At 51.1% G+C, this 23,076-nt stretch carries 19 protein-coding genes; 11 read left to right on the top strand and 8 right to left on the bottom strand.

Annotated features, from left to right (window positions below):
* Window positions 1–286: 286 nt before the first annotated feature.
* Window positions 287–1,048: a GntR family transcriptional regulator gene (locus ACN0RL_RS18690; protein WP_417519576.1), complete on the bottom strand. Its 762-nt coding sequence runs from the start codon at window positions 1,046–1,048 to the stop codon at window positions 287–289.
* 318 nt (window positions 1,049–1,366) lie between these two features.
* Here ACN0RL_RS18690 and ACN0RL_RS18685 point away from each other — a divergent pair, with 318 nt between their 5' ends.
* The 11 genes from ACN0RL_RS18685 (at window position 1,367) to ACN0RL_RS18635 (ending at window position 12,977) form a co-directional block, all read left to right on the top strand.
* Window positions 1,367–2,365, top strand: a complete 999-nt coding sequence (locus ACN0RL_RS18685) for a TRAP transporter substrate-binding protein (RefSeq protein ID WP_417519574.1) — start codon at window positions 1,367–1,369, stop codon at window positions 2,363–2,365.
* A 17-nt stretch (window positions 2,366–2,382) separates the two neighbouring features.
* Window positions 2,383–2,991 carry a TRAP transporter small permease gene (locus tag ACN0RL_RS18680; RefSeq protein WP_417519572.1) on the top strand — a complete coding sequence of 203 codons (609 nt, stop codon included), beginning with the start codon at window positions 2,383–2,385 and terminating at the stop codon, window positions 2,989–2,991.
* Window positions 2,988–4,274, top strand: coding sequence for a TRAP transporter large permease (locus ACN0RL_RS18675; RefSeq protein ID WP_417519570.1), 1,287 nt, complete (start codon window positions 2,988–2,990; stop codon window positions 4,272–4,274). Before ACN0RL_RS18680 ends, ACN0RL_RS18675 begins: the two co-directional genes overlap by 4 nt.
* Complete coding sequence (locus ACN0RL_RS18670) at window positions 4,271–5,293, top strand: 4-hydroxythreonine-4-phosphate dehydrogenase PdxA (RefSeq protein WP_417519568.1); 1,023 nt, start codon at window positions 4,271–4,273, stop codon at window positions 5,291–5,293. The genes ACN0RL_RS18675 and ACN0RL_RS18670 overlap by 4 nt, the downstream gene beginning before the upstream one ends.
* A 221-nt stretch (window positions 5,294–5,514) precedes the next feature.
* Window positions 5,515–6,198 (top strand): FadR/GntR family transcriptional regulator, encoded by a 684-nt coding sequence (locus tag ACN0RL_RS18665; protein ID WP_417519566.1) that lies wholly within the window; start codon window positions 5,515–5,517, stop codon window positions 6,196–6,198.
* Window positions 6,199–6,249: 51 nt separating this feature from the next.
* Window positions 6,250–7,422 carry an L-rhamnonate dehydratase gene (locus ACN0RL_RS18660; protein ID WP_417519564.1) on the top strand — a complete coding sequence of 391 codons (1,173 nt, stop codon included), beginning with the start codon at window positions 6,250–6,252 and terminating at the stop codon, window positions 7,420–7,422.
* A 5-nt stretch (window positions 7,423–7,427) separates the two neighbouring features.
* A complete protein-coding gene (gene araD1, locus ACN0RL_RS18655) occupies window positions 7,428–8,432 on the top strand; it encodes an AraD1 family protein (protein WP_417519562.1) in 1,005 nt (334 codons plus the stop codon).
* Window positions 8,433–8,488: 56 nt separating this feature from the next.
* A complete protein-coding gene (locus ACN0RL_RS18650) occupies window positions 8,489–9,487 on the top strand; it encodes a TRAP transporter substrate-binding protein (protein WP_417519560.1) in 999 nt (332 codons plus the stop codon).
* 74 nt (window positions 9,488–9,561) lie between these two features.
* Window positions 9,562–10,032, top strand: coding sequence for a TRAP transporter small permease (locus ACN0RL_RS18645; RefSeq protein WP_417519558.1), 471 nt, complete (start codon window positions 9,562–9,564; stop codon window positions 10,030–10,032).
* A gap of 11 nt (window positions 10,033–10,043) precedes the next feature.
* Window positions 10,044–11,327 (top strand): TRAP transporter large permease, encoded by a 1,284-nt coding sequence (locus ACN0RL_RS18640; protein ID WP_417519556.1) that lies wholly within the window; start codon window positions 10,044–10,046, stop codon window positions 11,325–11,327.
* Between the two features lie 135 nt (window positions 11,328–11,462).
* A complete protein-coding gene (locus ACN0RL_RS18635; protein ID WP_417519578.1) occupies window positions 11,463–12,977 on the top strand; it encodes an aldehyde dehydrogenase (NADP(+)) in 1,515 nt (504 codons plus the stop codon).
* A 586-nt stretch (window positions 12,978–13,563) separates the two neighbouring features.
* On the opposite strand, the gene fhuF is transcribed toward ACN0RL_RS18635, so the two are convergent.
* The 7 genes from fhuF to ACN0RL_RS18600 all read right to left on the bottom strand — a co-directional run bounded on the left by fhuF (window position 13,564) and on the right by ACN0RL_RS18600 (window position 22,487).
* Window positions 13,564–14,349 (bottom strand): siderophore-iron reductase FhuF, encoded by a 786-nt coding sequence (fhuF, locus tag ACN0RL_RS18630; protein ID WP_417519554.1) that lies wholly within the window; start codon window positions 14,347–14,349, stop codon window positions 13,564–13,566.
* Entirely contained in the window at window positions 14,346–16,352 is a 2,007-nt protein-coding gene (gene fhuB, locus ACN0RL_RS18625) for a Fe(3+)-hydroxamate ABC transporter permease FhuB (RefSeq protein WP_417519552.1), read from the bottom strand. Before fhuB ends, fhuF begins: the two co-directional genes overlap by 4 nt.
* Window positions 16,349–17,290 carry an ABC transporter substrate-binding protein gene (locus ACN0RL_RS18620; protein ID WP_417519550.1) on the bottom strand — a complete coding sequence of 314 codons (942 nt, stop codon included), beginning with the start codon at window positions 17,288–17,290 and terminating at the stop codon, window positions 16,349–16,351. Before ACN0RL_RS18620 ends, fhuB begins: the two co-directional genes overlap by 4 nt.
* Before the next feature lie 14 nt (window positions 17,291–17,304).
* A complete protein-coding gene (locus ACN0RL_RS18615) occupies window positions 17,305–18,108 on the bottom strand; it encodes an ABC transporter ATP-binding protein (RefSeq protein WP_417519548.1) in 804 nt (267 codons plus the stop codon).
* 92 nt (window positions 18,109–18,200) lie between these two features.
* Window positions 18,201–20,660, bottom strand: a complete 2,460-nt coding sequence (locus ACN0RL_RS18610) for a TonB-dependent siderophore receptor (RefSeq protein WP_417519546.1) — start codon at window positions 20,658–20,660, stop codon at window positions 18,201–18,203.
* Window positions 20,661–20,840: 180 nt separating this feature from the next.
* Window positions 20,841–21,878 carry a FecR family protein gene (locus tag ACN0RL_RS18605; protein ID WP_417519544.1) on the bottom strand — a complete coding sequence of 346 codons (1,038 nt, stop codon included), beginning with the start codon at window positions 21,876–21,878 and terminating at the stop codon, window positions 20,841–20,843.
* Between the two features lie 93 nt (window positions 21,879–21,971).
* The gene (locus ACN0RL_RS18600) at window positions 21,972–22,487 is read right to left on the bottom strand and encodes an RNA polymerase sigma factor (protein ID WP_417519542.1); all 516 of its coding nucleotides are present in this window, start codon (window positions 22,485–22,487) and stop codon (window positions 21,972–21,974) included.
* Window positions 22,488–23,076 lie beyond the last annotated feature (589 nt).

The raw sequence follows: 23,076 nt of genomic DNA, 5'->3' as shown, positions 1-23,076 counted from the left end.
GGCCTTGCGACATATCTCTGCAACCGGCATTCCACTCTCGCCCTGCTTCAAAATGAACGCCTTCTGTGCGTCCGAAAAATTCGATGCTTTCATATCTTCCGCTCCTTTTTCCAACCAGAAATTTAGCGCGGAAAATTCCAATTAAAAACGATCCAGTTTAAAGGGCGCAGAGCACAATAGCTCAACTTGTTTGTCATAATTCGGGGTTATAGCGTTGCAGAACTATAAAAAAAAGGCCCCCGCTTGCGCGGGAGCCAGTTCCAGCAGTGCCGGTTCGTGTGTTCTTTTATTGGTCATTGTCGTGATGGTTGTCTTCGCGCACCTGGCCATCTTCGCTGACTTTGGTCCATGTGCTGTCAAGGTGGTTGCGCAGAAGGTCGTTAAGTTTGATGGCGTCGCGGCTTTCGATGGCTTTCAGGATTTCCTCATGCTCGGAAATGGCGGTTGGCCATTTTGTGTTGCGCATGTTTGAGCGATAGCGGATGCGATACAGCCGGGCGTTGGTGCGTTCATGTGTTTCGATTAGCAACGGATTTCCTGATGCCAGAACCAGTGCACGGTGAATGCGTTGGTTCAACTTGAAATAGGTCAGTCTGTCTTTGCGGGCAAAGGCGGCAAGCATTTCGTAATGCAGCGCGCGAATTTCATCGATTTCTTCATCGGTCGCGCGGTTGCAGGCAAGTTCCCCGGCTAGTCCCTCGATGCCGCCCAGAAACTCAAGCATATGCTTTACATCTTCCGGGCTGGGGTTTGCTGCAATAGCCCCGCGAGATGGTAGAAGCTCCACCAGCCCATCGACGGCCAGAATGCGCAAAGCTTCACGTAAGGGAGTGCGCGAGACATTAAGCTGTTGCGCTAACGTGCGTTCACGGATGGGTTTGCCGGGTGGGATGATATCCTGAACAATCATGTCGCGCAGGATATTGGCCGCCTGCTGCGCCAGTGGCAGCGAGCTGTCGTCGGAAATGGTAGTGATAGGGAGGGGGGCGATATGATCGTCCATGCCGATATCTGTTTCCGATTCTGGATCTGGCGAAATGTTGCTCAAACGTGTCTTTCCTTGCGTGTCTTCGATGGGAAAACGATACGGCGATCAGAAGCCAAGAGCAAGACCAAAATGGTATACCAAGATAAATGAGGTGCTATTTTTTTCAGCATCCGGCTTCTATGATGATTGTGTGAATTCATCATAAAGTACTGTAAAAAAAGTAATAAAGGTAGTTTTAGAGAGGTTTTCTGGAAATTTTGAGATTTTGCATTGACTCGATGCACCTTCAATATGGTATACCAAAATTAAGCACGACAAAGATCGTGCGTTCCCAGATGCCGGTGAACAGCTAAATAGATATAAAATCGGGAGGAATAGATGACCATCACAGGTCGAGTCCGTAAATTTGTGGCTGCCGTTACCTTTGGCAGCATCGCATCCGTCTTTGCCATTGCCTCTGCACAGGCGACAGAGGAGATCATTTTTGCTGTTAGCGCTGAACATGGTTCTCTTCAGGCCAATACCGCGGCCGAGTTCACACGTATCGCCAATGAGCGACTTGGTGATAAGGCGATTGTGAAGCTTTTTGACTCTGCCCAGCTGGGTAAGGACAAAGAGCTAATGCAGCGTCTTAAACTTGGCACAGTTCAGATCACCTTGCCGTCTTCCACCATGCCAACCATTGCCGACAAGTTTGCGCTGTTTGATCTGCCGTTCCTTGTGAAGGATCGTGATCAACTCGCTAAAATTGAAGAGTCAGTGTTTTGGCCGACCATTGCGCCGCAGGCTGAGAAATCGGGTTATAAGGTTCTTGCTCTTTGGGAAAACGGCTTCCGTCAGATTACCAATAACGAGCGCCCAATCAACGTGCCATCCGATCTGGACGGGATCAAGCTGCGGACACCCCAGTCGGAATGGCGTGTCGCCATGTTCTCGAACTATGGTGCTAATCCGACTCCAATGGCCTTTTCAGAGGTTTTTGTGGGGTTGCAGACCGGCGTGATCGATGGTCAGGAAAACCCGCTGACCAATATCGAAGCGGCAAAGCTCAACGAAGTGCAAAAATACCTGACCATGTCGGGGCACATTTATTCACCGTCTTATCCGACCATGGCGCTTTCGGTCTATAATGATATGGACCCGGAAATCCGTGATGTGTTGGTTGCGGCCGCACGTGAAGCAGGCCTTTGGTCGCGCAATGCTGGTGCGAAGGCCGACAAGGATATTCTTGACGAGCTGAATGCTGCTGGTATGGAGGTCAATACCGCCAATCGCACTGCTTTTGTCGAGGCATCAAAGCCGATCTACGCCAAGTTTGCCGCCGATATTGATGGTGGTCAGGCGCTGGTCGATGCAGCCCTCGCGACTGCCGAGTAAACCGGACCGGGGCAGCCATGCCAATGGTTGCCCCGCATTTTCGAATTTCGTTTTCGATAGGAGAAAACGCGATGCAGTTCGCGGCAGTTCTGTTCCGGCGCATTCTTGAAGTTTTCACCATGGCATTGATCACCATTCTTGCGTTGATCGTGATCTTGGCGGTTGTCTTCCGTTATACCGGCAACTCTCTAGTCTGGTACGACGAAGTCGCTTCGGTGATGTTGGCCTGGATTACATATTATGGTGCTGCTTTGGCGGCCGTACGCCGGTCCCATCTGAGCTTTTCTGGGCTTCTTCTTGCTATGCCATTACCGCTGCGCAAGATCGGTTTCCTGATCGGGGAAGTTATCGTGATTGCGGTATTTGCTGCAATGGCCTGGGCCGGGTGGTTTGTCCTTCGGGTCATGGGCGGTGAAACCCTTATTTCCCTGCCATGGGTTGGTTTGCAATTTACCCAGTCGGTGATCCCGGTCGGCTGTGGCCTTTTTGTCATTGGTCAGATTCTGAGCCTTCCGGACGCATGGAACCGCATGGTGACGGCACTTGATGTCGAAACTGAAGAAATGAACCACGAGATCGCCAAGGCGCAAAAATCTGACGCGCCGATTAGTGAAAGGGCAGCATGATGGCCGTTTCAATCATCCTTCCTTTGATGTTCTTTCTGGTCTTTATGGGGGTGCCGATTGCGGTATCCATCGGGGCCGCCGCTTTGGTTGGTGTGTATACGCTGCATGGTGTGCCAGGCTTCTATAACGCGGCGCTTGCGCTGTTTGATGGTGCGACCAGTTTCCCGTTGATTGCCATTCCGCTGTTCATTCTGGCGGGTGCCTTGATGAATACCTCGTCGATCTCGCGACGCTTGATCGAATTTGTCTCGGCGCTGATTGGCTTCATGCGTGGCGGGTTGGCGATGGTCAACATCGGCGTATCGCTATTTTTTGCGGAAATTTCCGGGTCTGCGGTGGCTGATGTTGCTGCAACCGGTTCGGTTCTGATCCCGGGGATGAAACGTAAGGGATACAAAGGCACTTTTGCTGCGGCGATTACATCGTCGTCCGCTTCTCTTGCGATCATTATTCCGCCGTCGATCCCCATGATCCTGTATGGCGCATTGTCTGATACGTCGATTGTCCAACTGTTTGTTGCCGGTGTGGTGCCGGGGCTTCTGGGGGCGTTCGGTCTGATGTGCGTCAGTTACTATTTTGCAGTCAAGCATGACATTCCACGCGATGAGCGGTTTGATCTCAAACGGGTGCGCCAGACTTTCCGGGATGCGGCCTGGGCGTTAACCCTGCCGTTTATCATTCTTGGGGGTATTTTCGGTGGCCTTGTTACTGCGACCGAGGGTGCCGGGCTGGCCGTCGTTGCCGCTGTTGTTATCGGTGGTTTCATCTATCGGGAGCTCGATTTTCCGATGTTCTTTAATGCGCTGCGCGAAGGCATTAATCAGACCGCAACCGTGATGTTGCTGGTTGCAACTTCGGCTGTTCTTGGTCTTTACCTGACCGAAGAAGGGCTGCCGCAGATGCTAGCAACCGCGATCACGGGCTTTACCGATGATCCGTTTGTTGTGCTGATGCTGCTCAATGTGCTGCTGTTGGTGCTGGGGTGCATCCTTCATGGGGCGGCTGCCATTATTTTGGTGGTGCCGATTGTTCTGCCGCTGATTCAGCAGGTCGGGATTGATCCGGTCCATTTTGGCATCATTCTGACGCTTAATCTTGCAATCGGTCAGCAGACGCCGCCAGTCGCAAGTGTGCTGGTGACATCCTGCTCGATTGCCAAAACCGATATCTGGGAAACGACCAAGGTCAATGCGCCATTCATCGGCGTGCTGGTTGCTGTGCTATTGGCAGTCACCTACTTGCCGTTCATTCCCATGACCCTTGTGGAGATATTCTACCGATGACTTTTAACGTAAAACCGCGCCTTGCAGTTATACCAGGTGATGCCAATGGTATTGGTCCGGAACTACTTGTGCGTCTTCTATCTCGCAGTGACATCCGCGAAAAGGCTGATGTTGTTGTTATTGGGGACAAGTGCCTCATTGATCGTGGTCGTAAGGACACAGGTTTGAGCATCGATCTGGTGGCGATTGAGAATCTTCCGGCAAGCTGGCCCAAAGACGCCTATCCCTATATTGAAACCGCATTTTTCGACGCTGATCATATCAATCCTGGGGTTGTCGATGCAAAAGCAGGTGTCGCAAGCTTACGGACGCTTGATGTTGCTCTTGACCTTGCGCGTGACGAAAAGGTTGATGGTATTTTGTTCATGCCCTTTAATAAGGAAGCGATGATCCGCGGCGGCATGGGGCACGAGGATGAGTTGCACTATATGGCCGAGCATATCGGTCATGATGGTCCAGTTTGCGAGTTCAATACCATGGAAGGCCTTTGGACCAGCCGGGTAACCAGCCATATTGCACTGGCAAGTGTGGCAGAAAGAATCTCGGTAGAGCGGATTGTTGATGCCGTTCGGTTGATTGCGGATGCTCTCGTTGCCAATGGTGTTGAGCAGCCGCGCGTTGGTGTTGCTGCCCTTAATCCGCATGCGGGCGATGGTGGTAATTTCGGGCGCGAAGAAATCGATATCATCGCGCCGGCCGTTGAAAAGGCCAAAAGCCTTGGTCTTCCCGTGGATGGGCCATGGCCGGCTGATACGATCTTTCTTAAGGCGCAGGCCGGTGAACTTGATGCAATCGTCACGATGTATCACGATCAGGGCCAGATCGCGATCAAGCTTCTTGGCTTTGATCGTGGTGTAACAGTGCAGGGCGGTTTGCCTATACCGGTAGCAACGCCAGCCCATGGGACTGCTTACGACATTTCCGGTCAGGGTCGGGCAAATGTTGGTGCTGTATTGGCAGCATTTGAAGTTGTCGCGCGCATGGGCAGCAATCGGCGTCAGACGCGCCTGGCAGCCTAGAAACCTTTTGCACGGTCGGGGTCTTATTTAGGAGCCCGACCGATTGCACTGATTCCTCTATAATTTTTCAATCAAGTTTTCGTAAAGCGTTCCCCTTGACTCCTTTTTGGTGAATGTTGTACATCACAACTGGTCTAGTTATCGGTCCAGCAAACCAGTTAGGTAAGGCGATGGTAAAATCTTCTTTCACTCATGCTGACTTGCAGCTTACCGGCAAAGGTTTGAGCAAGCGCACCGTCAAGGATCAGTTGGCCGACAAGTTGGCGAACATGATCGCTGTTGGCTTGCTGTTTCCCGGCGATGAAATGCCCAGTGAACGTTCGCTGGTTTCTTCTTTGGGGGTCAGTCGCGAAACGGTGCGTGGTGCCATTCAGATTCTTGCTGCCCGCGGAATGGTCGAAGTCTCGCAAGGCGCAAGATCTCGCGTTATCGGGCCCGACCTAGCGGCCGATAAGCGTCCGCAAGCAAGTATTGGCGGGGTTGGTGAATACCGATTTGAAGAGGTTACCGCTGCGCGTGAACTTATTGAGATCTCGGTCGTGCGCGAAGCTGCAAAGCTTATTTCTGACTCTGCACTGGCGCGCTTGGAAAGCCTTCTTAAAGATCAGGAAACCATGCATGAGGATCCGGTGAGGTTTCAGATATCGGATCACGTCTTTCATGAGACCATCTATCGCAGTGCTGCCAATAACATGCTGATAGATATCGTCTGCGATCTTTACGGATACGGCTTGGAATTCCGGCGCCCCGCCTTGCGGCGCGAAGGGGCTATTGCGCGAAGTTATCAAGATCACGTCAAAATCTTTGAGGCTTTGCGGGCCCATGACCCCGATGCAGCAGAAGCGGCGATCCGCACCCACTTGAGCACGGTCTTCAAGTCTAGTCGATCCATTATGGACGGTTAACGAAGCCTCTCATCCAATTCTTGCCAACCTAATCACGAAAGAAACAACTCAATGAAAATTACCAATGTTCGGGCGCGCACATTTGAGTGGAAGGGCAAAACAGTCCCTCCGCAGGCGAACTTCTGTTCCAACGCGATGGACGCGTTGTGGGACCGCGGCGACTCAATGGGCACATTTCGCTTTCACGGCTGGACTGTGGTTGAAGTCGAAACAGACGAGGGTATCGTCGGTCTTGGCAATGTGGCGCTGGCCCCTCGTATCGCAAAGCAGATCATTGATCTTTATCTTGCGCCGCTGGTGATCGGTCATGATCCGTTTGACTATGAATATCTGTGGCAGCGAATGTACCGTTCGACTCTGGCTTGGGGACGCAAAGGTGTTGGCATGGCCGCCATTTCGGCGATCGATATCGCCATTTGGGACATTATGGGCAAGGCCGTTGGGCGCCCTGTCTTTAAATTGCTCGGTGGTCGCACAAAAGAAAAGATCCCTTGCTATGCTTCCAAGCTGTATCGGGTTGATCTGAACGAGATGCAGCGCGAAGCGCAATCATACATGGATCAAGGGTTTAAAGCCGTCAAAATGCGTTTTGGCTACGGCCCTAAAGAAGGTCCCGAGGGGGTTCGCGAAAATATCAAAAGTGTTGAAGCCGTCCGCGAGGTGATTGGCGAAGATGTCGATCTTATGCTGGAATGCTATATGGGATGGGACCTCGATTATACCAAGCGTATTTTGCCCAAGCTTGAGAAGTTCCAGCCGCGTTGGCTTGAAGAACCGGTCATTGCCGATGATATCGACGGTTATGCAGAACTAAATAATATGGGTTCTGTGCCTATTTCCGGCGGCGAGCATGAGTACACCGTTTTCGGCTTCCGCCAGCTTCTTGAAAAGCGTGCTGTGAGTGTCATTCAGTATGATACCAACCGTGTCGGCGGTATTACTGCGGCCCACAAGATTAACGCATTGGCCGAAGCCTATCAGGTGCCGGTGGTACCGCATGCGGGACAAATGCATAATTACCATTTGACGATGTCGACATTGGCATCCCCGATGTCGGAATTCTTCCCGGTACATGATGTCGAAGTCGGTAACGAGCTGTTCTACTATATTTTCGAAGGTGATCCTGCGCCAGAAAATGGCTTTATCAATCTTGATGATGACAAGCCAGGTCTAGGTTTGAGCCTTTCTGACCGTTATCTCGACGACTTTAATGTGATTGAGTAGTCGTCATGCGCATTGTTCAACTTTCCAAAGATGGTCAAGTGCGCGTTGCTGTTGTGGAAGACGCAGATACGCTGCGTCTTTTACGTGGCGATGGTGGTGTTTATGCCTTGGCACATCAGGCGATTTCTCAAAAGAAAACCCTGGTTCAAATTGTTGAAGAAGCACCGAAAGACGGTGTTCTTGACTATGCAAACGTCTTGGAAAACGGGAAATTATTACCGCCGTTTACCCATCCGGATGAAAGCAAATGTCTTGTATCAGGAACAGGACTAACCCATCTGGGCAGCGCGGATACGCGTTCAGCTATGCATCAGAAAATCGCACAATCTGATGAAAACCTGACGGACTCTATGCGGATGTTCCGTATGGGACTTGAAGCGGGAAAACCCGACGCAGGACAAGTCGGCGCACAACCTGAGTGGTTCTACAAAGGCGATGGATCTATTGTCGTCGCTCCTGAGCAGCCGATACCTGTGCCATCCTTTGCAAAGGATGCGGGCGAAGAACCTGAACTTGTCGGTCTTTACGTGATCGGCGATGACGGTGCTCCTTATCGTGTTGGGTTTGCCATCGGAAATGAATTTTCAGATCACGTTACCGAGCGGGCGAACTACCTTTGGTTGGCGCATTCAAAACTGCGTGCCTGTAGCTTTGGCCCAGAGTTGCTCCTGGAAAATTTGCCCAATCATCTCGAAGGCCAAAGCAGTGTGCATCGAGGCGATGACATAATCTGGAGCAAGCCGTTCCTGACCGGTGAAGCCAACATGGCCCACACGATTTCCAATCTTGAACATCATCATTTCAAGTACAGCCAATTCCGGCGTCCAGGCGACGTGCATGTTCATTTCTTCGGGACTGCAACCTTAAGCCATGCCGATGGTGTGCAGACGGTTGATGGTGATGTTTTTGAAATCGCACTTCCTGCTTTTGGTCGTGCGTTGCGCAACCCACTGAAATTTTCGAAGCCGGAAATATCCTCGCCTGAAGCAACTGTTGTGCAGTCGCTTTAGGTGCGCTGAGATCTTTTTTTCTCAGCAAAACAATTATAAATCAGGAGGAATACAACATGAAAAAGATGCTGGGTCTTATGCTCGGAGCAACGGTGGCCTTCTCGCCACTGATTGCAAACGCAGCGGATATCGAAATTCGTGTAGCGCACGGTTCTAGCCCGCAGTTCCATATGCACAAGGCGCTTGAGCGTTTCGCTGAAATCGTTGAAGAACGCAGCAACAATCGTATTGATGTTCAGATCTTTCCGTCCGGACAGATTGCCGGAGATACCGGTATGGTCGAAGCTGTGTTGGCTGGTTCTGTGGAAATGGCTGTAGAGCCGCCGTCATTCTTTGCAAAGTGGGACGAGGCTTTTGAAGTTGCGGAACTACCTTTCATTTATCCAAACAAGGATGTTGCGTTTAAGGTTCTGAATTCCGAAGCTGGCGATGCGCTTATGGCGCGCCTTAAAGATCTTGATCTTGTGGGCCTAGGGTGGATGGAAATGGGGCAGCGCGTGCTGACCAATAATACCCGTCCTATCTCATCCCCGGAAGATATGGATGGTATCAAGCTTCGTACGATGAAGGTGCCAACTCATATCGCGGCGTTTAAGGCACTGGGTGCGAACCCGACCCCGATGAACTTTGGCGAAGTTTATGCTGCTCTTCAGGTTGGTGTGATTGACGGTCAGGAAAACCCGATTTCCCAGATCTATACCCAGAAGTTCCAGGAAGTTCAGAAGTATATGACGCTGACCAATCATGTTCTGGCGTTGTATTTGCCGGTTATGAACGCGGAATTCTATAATGATCTGTCTGAGGACGATCAGAATCTTTTGCGCGAAGCGATGAAGGAAGCCATCAGCTATGACTTCGAGCTCATCGATAGTGAAAATAACGATTATCTTGAAGAAATCAAAGCTGATGGTGTTCAGGTGACGACCCTCACGCCTGAACAGAAGCTTAAATTCGTCAAAGCGATGGAGCCCATTGCCAGCGAATTCCGCGAGCGTGTTGGCACAGAAATCTATGACCTTTGGATGGCCAAGATTGCTGAGTTTTCCACCAGCTAATTGCTGATCGGAGGGCGTCAAATGACGAGGGGCTTTGCCCCTCGTCTGTTTTAAACGGCACAAAGAGGCATCTGATGCGACATGTAAATGCTGTGGAGAAGGCACTCTGCGTGCTTTCAATTTTGGCGATTGTTGTTCTTGTTCTGATGCAGATATTTATGCGCTACGTTTCGGGGCAGTCTTTGGCATGGTCAGAAGAATTAACCTCATGGTTCTTTCTGTGGATGGCATGGCTTGGGTTTTCGGCAAACTACCAAAAAAATGAACACATAAGTGTCGGTGCAATCGTTGACATGGTCGGCGGGCCTATCGGCTCAATGCTTAAGATATTCGTGGGGCTTGGCAGTATCCTGTTCCTTGGCTATCTCGGGTACATCACCTATTCGACAATGGTAAAACCATTTATCTGGCGCCAGTCTTCAGTTGTTCTTGGGTTGCCAGTTTGGATTCTTTATCTGTCTGTTTTGGCAGGGTGCGGATTATCCGTCCTGAGGCTTGTTGTCGGTCTGTTTTCACCTGCTGAACCTGAAGCCGATTTAAGCTGAGGATTAACGCTGTGCTGTCTGCAATTTTGTTTGGTACTCTTGCGCTTCTTTTGCTTCTGAACTTTCCAGTGGCGTTGTCGCTTGGCGGGGCTGCTCTTGCTACGATTTTAATCGCACCGGGAGCCCCATCGTTAAATACGCTTGTAAGCTCGATGGTCAGTCTTTCTGACACTTTCCCACTGATTGCATTGCCGCTTTTCGTACTGGCTGGCGAGTTGATGCAGTCGGGCGGCTTATCGCGAAGGCTTGTTGATCTTGCTTTTCAGTTGGTCGGAAAGCTTCGCGCGGGCATGGCGTATGTCAATATTCTTGCGTCCATGTTCTTTGCTGCAATCTCGGGGTCATCGCCTGCAACGGTCGCAGCTGTTGGCTCAAACCTGATACCGCAAATGGGGCGGCTTGGGTATCCGCGCGCCTTTACGTCTGCGTTGACAGCGTCTTCCGGGATGATTGGTGTTCTTATTCCGCCAAGTATTCCGCTGATTGTTTATGGCGTAAGTTCAAACACCTCAATCGGCGCCCTTTTCCTTGCTGGTATTATTCCAGGTATGCTGCTGGGCGTAACATTCGCAGTGACTAGCCGTTTCTTGCTGCGAAATAACGTAGCCGAGATTTCGGTTGCGACTGAAAGGACGGGTATTTGGATCACTCTTAGGCGCTCTTTCTGGGCATTGTTAACGCCTTTCATCATTCTTGGTGGAATTTATGGTGGTGTCTTCACCCCGACCGAAGCGGGGGCGATCGCAGTAGCTTATGCGGCAGTTATAAGCTTGTTTGTTTATCGAGAAATGTCGTTTTCAGACCTGTATGACGTTCTTTTCAGTAGTGCAAAAAGCAGCGCCCGTATTTTGGCTTTGGTTATGTTCTCGGTCGCTTTTGGACGCCTAATTACGATTGCTGAAATTCCGCAACAGGTGGCTTTGGCACTTCAAAGTGTATCGGACAGTGCTGTTGTGATTATTGCGCTGGTCAACCTTCTGTTGCTAGTTGTGGGAATGTTCATGGAGACGGTGGCTGCGATCATTATTCTGACGCCGATTTTGCTGCCGGTGATGACCGCAATCGGCATGGAACCACTTGTGTTTGGGGTGATGATGACGGTCAATTTGGCCATCGGCTTTTGTACGCCACCTCTTGGTGTGAACCTGTTCGTTGCAAGCTCGGTCTCCAAGCTAAGCGTTACCGAAATCAGTCGGGCAATTTTGCCATTTATGATCGGTATGATCGCGGTTCTGTTGATCACGGCATACTTCCCGCAAAGCTACCTTTTCCTTGTGGATTGGATGCAATCGTAATCGCATTCTGGTCCCACGCATTTGGGGCAATCTCAAACACCGATGTTTAACGCATCTATCTACAACGTTCTTAAGTCGGTATCGACGCCGGAATTATTCGCTGGCTCGTGGTGCTACCGCATCAAGGAGGCATTTATGTCCTATACACTAACAGGCAAACATCTGATCGCAGGTAACTGGGTTGCGGGCGATGTAACGTTCCAGTCCGAACCAGCACACGGTCCGGCCAACACATTCCCGGTCGGCACCCCGGCACTGGTCGATCAGGCGGCTAAGGCTGCTGAAGAAGCATTTTGGAGCTTTGCCTATTCCACCCGCGAAGACCGCGCGGCGTTGCTGAATAAAATTGCCGACGAGATCGATGCACGCGGTGATGAAATCACCGAAATTGGCACCCAGGAAACCGGCCTGCCGGAAGCACGCCTTCAGGGCGAGCGCGGCCGTACGGTTGGGCAGCTCCGTCTGTTTGCCAGTCATATTCTTGATGGGGCGTATTTGGATCGTCGTCATGACGAAGCATTGCCGGATCGGGCACCTCTTCCGCGTCCGGATCTGCGTTTGATGCAGCGTCCGATTGGTCCGGTGGCGGTATTTGGCGCGTCCAACTTCCCATTGGCGTTCTCGGTTGCCGGCGGTGATACAGCATCTGCATTGGCGGGGGGCTGTCCGGTTGTGGTTAAGGGCCATTCGGCTCATCCGGGGACGGGTGAAATTGTCGCCCAGGCGATTGATGCCGCGATTAAGGCATGTGGCGTTCATCCGGGCGTATTTAGCCTTATTCAAGGGGGTAAACGCGATGTCGGCCAAAGCCTTGTGCAGCATCCGCTGATCAAGGCTGTTGGCTTTACCGGATCGCTTGGCGGCGGCCGGGCACTGTTTGATCTGTGCGCAAGCCGTCCGGAACCAATCCCGTTCTTTGGCGAACTTGGCTCGGTCAATCCGATGTTTATGATGCCGGTTGCCATGAAAGAACGCGGCGACGCGCTTGGTAAAGGCTGGGCTGGATCGTTGACCATGGGTGCTGGGCAGTTCTGCACCAATCCGGGGATTGCGGTTGTGATTGACGGGCCCGATGCGGATGCGTTTGTGGCTGCAGCCAAGGCTGGGCTTTCGGATGTCAGTGCGCAAACCATGCTGACCGATGGCATGGCGGATGCGTATCGCGCTGGGGCCAAACGCATTGGCGCGACCAGTGGTGTCAAAGACGTTTTGACCACCTCGTGCGATCTGCGTAATGCGACGCCATATCTGTTTGAAACCACCGGTGAAAACTGGATTTCAAATCATGAGTTGGGCCAAGAAGTCTTTGGGCCGCTTGGTCTTGTTGTCCGGGTTAAGGACATGGATGAAATGCGCACCGTCGCCAAGGCGTTTGAAGGTCAACTGACCTGCACCTTGCATCTTGATGCCGGGGATGCAGCCGATGCCCGTTCGCTTCTGCCGATTTTGGAACGCAAGGCGGGCCGTATTCTGGCCAATGGTTTCCCGACTGGCGTGGAAGTTTCCGACACCATGGTACATGGCGGACCATATCCGGCATCAACCAACTTTGGCGCGACGTCGGTTGGTACCATGGCTATCCGTCGCTTCTTGCGTCCGGTTTGCTATCAGAACATCCCGGCGGATGTTTTGCCTGCTGATCTTGTCTGACCGATAAAATTGATGTGGAATAGTTCAGGCATTTGAATTGTTAAAACCAAATGCCTGAACTGATCCGATAAACGTTTTGTTGCATTTGGGCGGAATGCCATCTTTTCTGTCAATCGTGCAGCTTTTTGTCATGTTTTGTGTCAATCCATGTCAACTTTTCTGGCAATCGAAAACGCTAAGTGATTGATTTCAATTGAAGTCCAATGTCACCTTCTGTGGCACCTGACAACCCTCCTCACATTCTTACCCGGCCTTTACCTGCGTATTTGCCACAGGTTCGAGCGCACCATTTGGCTCGTTATAATTCGGGGTTATGGCGCTTTACGTTCTTTGTTTATGTCCTGGTGTTTATGCAAATCGTTCATTTGTGATGCGTTTCTATGCAATTGGGTATCCTCGCTGAATTTGTGAGGGCCGCAGACGTCACTTCTTTGACGTGTTTTCATCAAAGGAATGATAAATGTTCAAGTAACTGAGCCAGATGGTGAATTACACCGTTCATTAAACGGGATTATCGATCGGTTTCAGTAAGGAAAACTGCTGGATCCGGTGGGGACCGTAGTCAAACAGGGTACTTGCGAAAGCTCTAAATTTTGGCGAGCGGGCAGGTTGAACAGATATCAACACTGGTCAGCAAATAGCGCAGGCAGCACACACGTCTGGAAAGACTGCCACCTTCAGACTGCTTGGTGCTATATGGATTGGCCAGCGGGTTGCGCATCCCGTCAGGCCCTTTTACATCAGTGATCAATGGCGTAAGCGAAATGCGGTGCTCCTTGAGGACACTATTTTCGACATGGGCAATGACCACCCCGACATTTGACCAAAATACTTTGGGTGAAACCTTTGATGCCGTCGAAAGTGATGCGATTAAAGGTCTGAGGTGGTTGGTGATCAGATCATGAAAATGTATCCACGGATCAGGTGCCAAGGGGTGTTGGACAGTCTGGCGAACGCGCCTGTCGACAAGGTCAAATCCAGTCGGACAATTTGTATCATCGGACTTCAGGTTTATAAATCCGGCTTCGAACGGTAATAGGACTTCGCCTGCAGCTCCCATAACAAGTAGGGGTGACAGTAGAAGTCCGAAATACCATTGCGACCACATTGAAATTGCCGCACGTCGATCATCATTGGGGTATTTCGCCTGGCAATAGTGATCAAGCAGCAGCGAAAGACGTGCGGGATCATGCAGGTCAAAGCAGTCAATACCATCAAGCGCGCCAGACGTAATGCGATGGCGTTCGCCAACTCCTTGATAGGTTCCTTGAGAAAGATTTATCTTAATTTCAGAAAGCAGTTTGGTGTCCGTCTCATCGGATGTCGACGGATGTCGGGTTATGTTAGGCCCGTGTTGGGGTGTTGGCATCATGAACCACTTCGTCCGATACGCAAAAGAAGCCAAACCAGGATCGGTCCGGCAATGATCGCTGCCATCAGGCCAGCAGGTATTTCCCACGGGAAGAACAGCATCCTCCCAAGCCAATCAGCAGTTACCATCAGGGCAGCACCTATTACCGCTGCGCCCATTGTGTGTGAAAATGCGTGGCGCAAGCCAGCCAAACGCGCAAGATGTGGGGCGATAAGTCCGGCAAAGCTGAGTGGCCCGACCAGAAGTGTTGCTGCTGCTGTCAGTAGGGCGGAAAACAACAACATCGTGCCGCGCGATATCGACAGGTCTACCCCCAATGATCTTGTGGTGGTCGGGCCAAGCGGAAACAGATCAAGCCAGCGGGCAAACGCAGGCAGGACTGGTAATACCGCAATTGCAACGATTGCCAGAATGCTGGCGCGATCAAAGCTGAGGCCATAGGTCGATCCGGAACTCCAGGCCAGCAATTGTGTCGCGCGTGGGTCGCCGCCCGCCATCAGAAACGCGATGAAACCATCAAATAATGCGCCAATTGCAATCCCGGCGATGAGAATGCGTTCTGGCGCATAACCCGATTGTCGAGTCAGAGCAAAAATAGAAAGTAGTGTCGCGAACGCACCAATGGACGCACCTGAAATCTGAAGCCAGGCAGATGGCGCATCAATCGAAAAAATGATGGCTATCATGCCAATCGCAGCACCGGCGCTTACACCCAGACTTTCGGGACTGGCCATCGGGTTTGCGGTCATGCGTTGCAATATGGTGCCGGCAATCGCCAGCATTGTGCCAGCTGCCAGTGCCCCAAGAATACGTGCTCTGCGCCATGGCCAGACTGTTTGAAGGTCACCGGCCCATTGAAACTGCCAGAAACCATCGATGTCGCGCCCGATGAATATTGCCCCCACTAAGGTCAGAAGCACAAGCAAGCCAAGCAGAGACCTGATTTGAAGAAGGCTTCTGTTTCCTGTCTGTATCGATGTTGTATTTCGCACAGACGAGGCATTCGCACGGAGTTGCCTGATGAGAATGATCAGAAGTGGCCCGCCAAAAATGCCGGTCAGCGCCCCCACAGGAACAAGGGTACCGATATGGGCAGAAAGAACCTGAACGCCCTGGTCAGCAGCACAAAGCAGCAGGGCACCAAATGCCGCAGAGCAGCCAAGTTTTGATCGTAACCGCCGAATGCCAAGCATTCGGGTGATTGCAGGGCCGGCCAAGCCGACAAAGCCGACAATGCCCACTGCAGCAACGATGGTTGCGGTTAACCAGCAACCGATCAAAAGACACAACATACGCAGACGTGCAGGAGATGCGCCAAGTGCTGTTGCCTGATGATCATTAAGATTTAACATCTCAAGCGGGCGGGCCAAAGCGACAGCAACGGCGAAACCAACCGCGACCTTGATACTTAGCGGACCAAGGATGTACCAGCCATCCTGCGTCAGGTCACCGCTTCCCCAGATAAATAGGCTTTTGAGCCATTCATGATGAATGATCGCAAGTGCCGTGGTCACTGCTCCGCAATAGAGCGCAACAATCATCCCCGTAAGGATCACGATCAGGGGCGAAAAACCACTGCGTCGGGCAAGTGCAAAAACCAACGCACCAACCAGTAAAGCGCCAAGTAGCGCGATGACATCGTGACCAATGAAGAGCGCGCTCGGTACATACAATGTGGCCAGTGTTAGAAACAGTTTTGCGCCGCCGGCAAGCCCCAGTGTGGAAGGGGATGCCAACGGGTTTTTAAGAGTGTGTTGAAATAGGGCACCAGCCGTCGCAAGACCCGCGCCCGCGATGAGCGCGATCAGAAACCGTGGTATCCAACTATGTGTCAAAAGTAAGCTTTGTATGCCTGTGGTGGTTGCAAGATCAAGAATGTCTGCTGGATTGAGGCTCCCGGTTTCGATGCGCAGAGAGATGATGCTGAGTAACGCCATGGTACCAAAAAGTGCTACGGGAATTGTCCCGTGATACATTGAAGGCTTACGCAATAGGGTTGTCATGATGCGGGCTCCGCATTCCCTGTGCTGGTATTTGACAGAGAACTGGCCAACAATCTGGCAAACCGACCGGCGGCATATAGCCCGCCAAAAGTTGCGATGGGCGGCATCTTGATCAGCCCATATCTTTTGATGGGTGGAAGTTCCGAAAGAATGGGGCTGTGATCAATTGCCCGTTCGACATTGTGGGGAACCGGTTCGATGGCAATCATCGCAGCATCACTATAGTGTGCGATCTGATCGATTGTGACGGTCGCAAAACCCCAATGGTTGGTCGGGCCGGTCCAGGCGTTGTGAATGGGTAATCGATCAATCACATCCTGCATCAAGCTGTTTTGGCCAAACACACGCATATGTCGCGGGGATAGCATACTTGTGATTAAAACCGAGTTCGACTTGGTCTTGGAAAGAGATCGGCTCGCTTGTTCAATTTGTTCAGAGCTTTCATAAACCAGTCTGTTGGCGGCATCTGGATAACCTGTGACATCACCAATTTTGTGTGCAGCGGCAATCGCATTTAGAAACGGTGTCTTGCTACTGGAATAAATGTCGATTTTCTCGATAGGGGCCAGATCTCGGAGGTTGGAATACTGGTTTGCATAAAAGCTGCTGGTCAGGATCAGATCAGGTTCAAGCTGTGCCAGTCGTTCCAGGCTTGGTTGGAAACGTGCGCCTAGATTAATCACTTGGTCCGGGACTTCCGGTTCCTGCACCCATGCCCGATAGCCAGGAATATCAGCCATTGCCAGTGGAACAATTCCCATGGCCAGTGCTGTTTCACTAATTGCCCCGTCGGCAATCACGATGCGTTTGGGCGTTTGGGCCGAAGTGGGTTGAGACATAAGCGCAGAGAATGTGCAGCTTGACCCAGCAAAAATCGAGGCACGGGTGGCAAGGCCTAAAAATGATCTGCGTGAATGTGAAGGTGCAATTTTATACATTGAATGACGCCCCGTCACAGATTGGCAAGGGCAACGGGATGCCCATTGGTTGGATGGGGGTGTACGAGCATGTCCATACCAAATATATCGTGCAGCATGTCGGGCTGCATGATTTCGCCCGGCGTGGCATCTATGACCAGGCGGCCGCCTTTCAACGCAACAATATGATCTGCAAATCGTGCAGCAAGATTGATGTCATGCAAAACGGTAATGATGCACAAGCCATCCTGTTTGCCGAGTTTTTCGAGTAGAAGTAAAATCTCATACTGATGGGCGAGATCGAGTGCCGAGATCGGTTCATCAAGTAAAAGACATGGTGCTTGCTGTGCCAGAGTGACGGCAATCCATGCTCGCTGCCGTTCGCCACCAGACAGGGTTCTGACTGCGCGCTGACGAAGTGGTTCGAGTCCGGTCAAAAGGATTGCCCGTTCAATTGCCTGCCTGTCCTTGTCCCGTAGTCTGCCGAATGGGCCGTGCCAGGGGTAGCGTCCTAATTTGACGAGTTCCTCGACCGTATAGTCGGCGCCATCACCAGGGTCCTGTGCCAGATAGGCGACGTTCTTTGCAAATTCCCTTGCACCAAATTCAGCGATGTCTTGGCCATAGAGCGTGATTGTTCCATTTGATGGCTTGTTTAGTCCGGCCAGCATTTTAAGCGCAGTGGACTTTCCTGAGCCGTTATGGCCGACAATTGCCGTCAGACTTCCGGTGCGAAAGGTGACAGAGAGTTCATCCAGAAGTTTGATACCCTCTGCTGTTTCGAAACGGGTATCTTGCATGGCAAGTACAACAGGGTGATCAGTTAAATTCATGGCCATAAAACAATCTTATGAAAACGCAGAAAACCCGCGTTTAACGGGAACCGCAGGAAGCAGGTCCGGGGCGCGATATGGCGCCCCGGAATATATGGTTACCAGTCGTATTTCAACGTTGCTGCGATGGTCTGCCCTTCGTTCTGGTAGCAGTATCCATTGTTGCAAATGGCGGCCTCTTTATCAGTCAAGTTGGTGCCGTTGATTGCAAGTGACAGGCCTTCAAGCTTGTTGCTGATCGCGCCGAAGTCATAACGAATGGCTGCATCCATCAGCATGTAGGGCTTGTTCTTGCTGGTGTTATTGTAGTTAGCATAACTTGAGTCGGTGTAGCGGACACCTGCGCCGATTCCAAGGCCGCTTAGCGGGCCATCATGGAAGGTGTAGTTCGCCCAGGTTGATGCGGTTTTTTCCGGTGTTACCAGTGGCGTGTTGCCACGATAGCTGCCTTTGACGATCTTGGCATTGTTGTAGGCGAAGTTCGCAACAAGGCTGAGGCTGTCGGTTACGTTCGCTGTGCCTTCGACCTCAAGGCCACGTGATTCAAGCTTGCCTATTGATTCATAGTAAGACCCGACTGATGAACTGTACCCGGCATAGCGCGCGACATTGTCTTCGGTCAGGCGATAGGCCGAGATTGTGACGAAGCTGTCAAAGCCAGCTGGTTCGTATTTAACGCCGACTTCATACTGCTCGCCCTCTGTCGGGGTCAGCATTTTGCCTTCCGAGTCCTGACTTGTGCTTGGCAGGAACGAGGTCCCCCAACTGACATAAGGCGACACACCATTGTCAAACGCGTAAAGCGCGCTTGCATTAAAAGTGGTCGCGGTATTGTAGTCGTTGGATCCGGTGTTGGTCAGGCGACTGATACGTTTGCGTTCTGTATAGTCAAAACGCACACCGCCATTCAGACGCCAGTTTCCAAGTTTAATCTGGTCCTGAACATAGATGCCCGACTGGTTGTAGGTGACATCATCAAATGTTGTATAAGCAGGTGTCGTGCCGGAAATTGCCTTGTCAGGATTGTTCAGAAAGAAGGTGTAATCACTAAGCACTCCGCTTGAACCAAACCTGTAATCGGACTGCGAATACATCAGATCCAGACCTGTCAAAACCTCATGTTTAACGTTGCCTGTATCAAACGTTGTGATCGCCTGATTGTCGACCTGTGCGCTCCACAAGGTTTCTTGTACAGCCTGGGCCGCCCGGTGATACTCGGTGTTGGAATTCTTCCAGCCGCCACCTGTCACACCCCCAGTCAAGTAACGTGCTTCGAGATCGAAATAACCAAATCGGGCATTCTGTGCCAAGGTTACAGGCACACTGTTCAGATTATGTGTCAGTTCGTATCCAACCTGAAACTGATCCTGCTTCTGATAGTCGTAATCCGCGTCACTGGTGCGGTAATCAAGGATTGCGCCGTTCAGGTTTAACAGTGTTGCGGAGGCATCGGTCTCATCGTGCTGAAAAAGGGTGTAAACTGTTAGGTCGGTGTCTGCATTTGGCTGCCAACGAATGGTTGGTGCAAACATCTGGCGGTCATCCTGAATATCGTTGCTGGTTTCGCCATAGCGCGCCATTCCAACAAACCGTGATGCCCATTCGCCATTTTCGCTGAGCCCCAGATTGTAATCAAAGCCGCCCTCGTAAGATTCCGTGTTGGTGAAGCGGCCGTAAACGTTATTGAGTGCATTTTTGTGCGGACGTTTGGTGACACTGTTGAGCAAGCCGCCGGGTGTGGTTTGCCCGTACAAGGCAGCTGTTGGCCCCTTGACGATTTCAAGCTGTTCAAGGCTGTAGGGTTCGGTTCGGAAGGTTGCGTAAACCCCGGTCATCTGGCGCAGGCCATCGCGGTAGTCGCCATAGATATGAACTGGATAACCACGGACATAGACCTGATCAAAACGGGGGTCATAGCCGTAGTTGTTGGTTGCAACGCCCGCAGTATAGGCAACAGCGTCTTCGATGCTGGCAACAGCACGGTCTTCCATTTCCTGCCCGGATACGACAGAAATGCTTTTTGCGGTCTCGACCAAAGGCGTGCTTGTTTTTGTTCCTGCACTGCTGCGTGTGGCAACATATCCATGGGCAAGGTCGTCTGATTTTCGTGAATTTGCTTCGACATATACTGGGTCGATGGTGGTCGAACTTTCGGCATCGGATGTTTCAAGTTTCGAAAGCGAAACCGTATTCTCTTCGGTAAAGCGATAAGTTACGCCACTGCCTGACAGCAGGATTTTGAGGGCATCTGCAGGCGCGTGCGTGCCGGTCAGAGCAGAGCTTTTCAATCCTGCAACACGATCCACATCATAAAACAATTGCAAGTCGGTTTGATCTGCAAAGGTTAAAAGGGCCTGATTAAGGTCCTGTGAGGGGATGGAAAATTCAAATAGTGCAACGCTATTTGTCGTCGTGTCTTGCTGCTGTGCTTTTGCGTTCGCGGTGATCCCCGCAACAGCCAATCCAGTGGCAAGAGCGGCCAAACTGACACCGCGCGCCAGCCGAAAAGTCAGTCCTTTAACCAATCCGGTTTCACCGGTTTGTCTTACCTGCACCATGCAGACCCCCATTTCTTCGGTATCGTCTAATAACGCAAATGATTTGCATTTGCTTGTGTTAGGAGAGACGGGATTTGCGTTCTGATTCAGTAAGATAAATTTCAGTTTTTTTATTTTTATGTTCGCAGATAGCCAGGAAGGTGCAGAAAACTACAGTTTCTGGTGTGCCGGGTTTGGTGATTAATAGAGGACTGTCAGCAACGGTGTGATCGATACGTTGTGTACATCAAGTTCTGTTGCGATCAGATCCAGCCCGGTTTGTGGGTCGCTCATATCAAAAACACCGCTTACTCTTTTTCGGGCGGCGGCTTCGTTTGCGATTATTATTGTTCCGCGTTGGTACCGCGAAAACTCTGCGACTACTTCGCGCAAGGTAACCCGGTCGAAGATAAGTTTGCCTTTTTGCCAGCTCAGAATTCGGTCCGGATTGATGGATGATATCTCTCCAATGGCATGGCGATCATAATGAACAGCTTCGTTTGTCGATATAACGGCTGTCCTGTTTTTGGATGTGCTATGTGACAGACTGACTTCGACCTGATGTTCGAGAACGGCAACCGTCGCGTAATCGGTGAAACTGTCGATGACAAAGCGTGTCCCCAGCGCACGGGTCACGCCATTGGCCGTGGAGACCTCAAATGGTCGGTTGTTTGCTAGTTCTTTTGAAACAGCCTGAAAATCAGCCAGACCGGAAAGCAGTTCGATATGACGTAGTTCGACGGTGAAGGTAACAGCGATCGCACTATCCGGGCCAAGAGTGACGATACTACCATCCTCAAGAGTAATTGCGCGAACTTCGCCGACCGATGTGTGGTAGTCGGCAGCCAGCAGAAGTGTTGGATCCCCCACCATTATTCTGGTGGAAATCAGTGCGATCAAAAGACTGGCGGCAAGTGCGACATAGCCCCATATTCGTTTTCGCAATCGAGGGTGCTGTTTTTTTTGCGATATGCGTTTCTCGAACGAGAGAATGTTTGGTGTCGGGGAAGCTTGTTTTATGGCATGGGTCGTGTTCTGGTTTTGAGAAAGAACGGATGCATCCATCAATGCAAGTGCATCATTGGCCTCGACAAAGGCCTGCTGATGGGCCGGGTTCTGATCAAGCCAGACATTGAGCGCATCGTGCTCTTTTGCACTGAGGTCGCCATCAATCATGCGCGCGACCCATTGGGCGGCGATAAGATCGATGTTTTCCTGTGTTTCGTACATTTGGCTCATGTTCTCAACCCGCATGTGCCGGTGGTGTGCAATGCTTGTCCTTATCTGTAGGACGGTCAATCTGCAAGAATTGCGTAAAAAACTTGTGTAAATTCATGACTGACTTTCCCGCATGCGTCGCATGACGTGGGCAATGGCACGGGCGACGTGTTTCTGCACGGAGCTGTCAGAGATGTTCAGCTTTTCGGCGGTTTGCCTATATGTCAGGCCATCAACTCGCACGAGGATAAAAATATTTCGGGTTTTTTCGGGCAGCTCCCCAAGTGCGCGCCGCACATAATCAAGTTCGGATTGCTCACCGACGATCTGTTCGGGAGAGGGCGTATTATTTGGAATAAATTCCAGATTTCTGTCATCCGTGCCTGAGATCGGGTTGCGCTTTTGTGCGCGGACATAATCAATCGCGAGATTGTGTGCAACGCGATAAAGGTAGGAGCGGGTATGCACGACATTATGTGCCTTGCCTTGACCTGCATGCTCGGAAATGCGCAAAAATGTTTCCTGCGTCAAATCCATTGCGGTATCCGCATCGCGCAACAGACGCGTCAGATAAATATGCAGTTCCCGTTGGTGGGACAGGAACAGTTTTCTGATGTCGGTAATTGCCAAGTCACAAACCTGACTATGATGATCGGATATTCATGGAGTTATCAAAAATAATACTCATTCGCAATTGATTAATTGAGGATGAGTGGTGAATCTTGCTTTAGCGTGAGCTGCTGTGGTGTCAATTGGGCATGTATTGCCGATCTGAAAGTGACCGTGGCTCGGTTTATGAGCTTGCTAGTTCTTGTACTTGTTGCAGATCGGGAGAAATGTCATATTTTCTGTCAATTCTGCAGCTTTGTGTCACCTTTTGTGGCAATCGGAAATGCTAAGGGACTGATTTATCGGAAAGTCTGATGTCCTCTTTTCTGGCGCCTGATGATGTTATTATATGATGAATAGCAATCCGCTCGATAACGTGCGGGTTTCTTTCGTGCATTTGCCCTAATTTTTTAGGATGCATACTCGCGGTTCATCATCTCGGTCCTTGTAAATTTTCAGCGGTGTCAATTTCTGTAGGCACAATGCATTCCGCCAAGGCCGGTGTGTCCGAATTTTCTTATGCTAAACAACCTGTTACAGTTTCGTTGTTAACAAACAACCGAATAGGTTGTAATTGTTCAAATCTAGCCGGGGAACGCGAACCGGTATA

Source organism: Marinobacter sp., assembly GCF_048259445.1.
In the GTDB taxonomy this organism is placed as follows: domain Bacteria; phylum Pseudomonadota; class Gammaproteobacteria; order Pseudomonadales; family Oleiphilaceae; genus Marinobacter.
The sequence above is the reverse complement of the archived record's forward strand: the minus strand, read 5'-3'. Positions and strand labels throughout refer to the sequence as shown.

Excerpts from the sequence above, each read along its gene's own strand:
- ACN0RL_RS18685 (WP_417519574.1), top strand. The coding sequence starts at position 1,367 with ATGACCATCACAGGTCGAGTCCGTAAATTTGTGGCTGCCGTTACCTTT.
- ACN0RL_RS18680 (WP_417519572.1), top strand. The coding sequence starts at position 2,383 with ATGCCAATGGTTGCCCCGCATTTTCGAATTTCGTTTTCGATAGGAGAA.
- ACN0RL_RS18675 (WP_417519570.1), top strand. The coding sequence starts at position 2,988 with ATGATGGCCGTTTCAATCATCCTTCCTTTGATGTTCTTTCTGGTCTTT.
- ACN0RL_RS18670 (WP_417519568.1), top strand. The coding sequence starts at position 4,271 with ATGACTTTTAACGTAAAACCGCGCCTTGCAGTTATACCAGGTGATGCC.
- ACN0RL_RS18660 (WP_417519564.1), top strand. The coding sequence starts at position 6,250 with ATGAAAATTACCAATGTTCGGGCGCGCACATTTGAGTGGAAGGGCAAA.
- araD1 (WP_417519562.1), top strand. The coding sequence starts at position 7,428 with ATGCGCATTGTTCAACTTTCCAAAGATGGTCAAGTGCGCGTTGCTGTT.
- ACN0RL_RS18650 (WP_417519560.1), top strand. The coding sequence starts at position 8,489 with ATGAAAAAGATGCTGGGTCTTATGCTCGGAGCAACGGTGGCCTTCTCG.
- ACN0RL_RS18645 (WP_417519558.1), top strand. The coding sequence starts at position 9,562 with ATGCGACATGTAAATGCTGTGGAGAAGGCACTCTGCGTGCTTTCAATT.
- ACN0RL_RS18635 (WP_417519578.1), top strand. The coding sequence starts at position 11,463 with ATGTCCTATACACTAACAGGCAAACATCTGATCGCAGGTAACTGGGTT.
- fhuF (WP_417519554.1), bottom strand. The coding sequence starts at position 14,349 with ATGATGCCAACACCCCAACACGGGCCTAACATAACCCGACATCCGTCG.
- fhuB (WP_417519552.1), bottom strand. The coding sequence starts at position 16,352 with ATGACAACCCTATTGCGTAAGCCTTCAATGTATCACGGGACAATTCCC.
- ACN0RL_RS18620 (WP_417519550.1), bottom strand. The coding sequence starts at position 17,290 with ATGTATAAAATTGCACCTTCACATTCACGCAGATCATTTTTAGGCCTT.
- ACN0RL_RS18615 (WP_417519548.1), bottom strand. The coding sequence starts at position 18,108 with ATGGCCATGAATTTAACTGATCACCCTGTTGTACTTGCCATGCAAGAT.
- ACN0RL_RS18610 (WP_417519546.1), bottom strand. The coding sequence starts at position 20,660 with ATGGTGCAGGTAAGACAAACCGGTGAAACCGGATTGGTTAAAGGACTG.
- ACN0RL_RS18605 (WP_417519544.1), bottom strand. The coding sequence starts at position 21,878 with ATGAGCCAAATGTACGAAACACAGGAAAACATCGATCTTATCGCCGCC.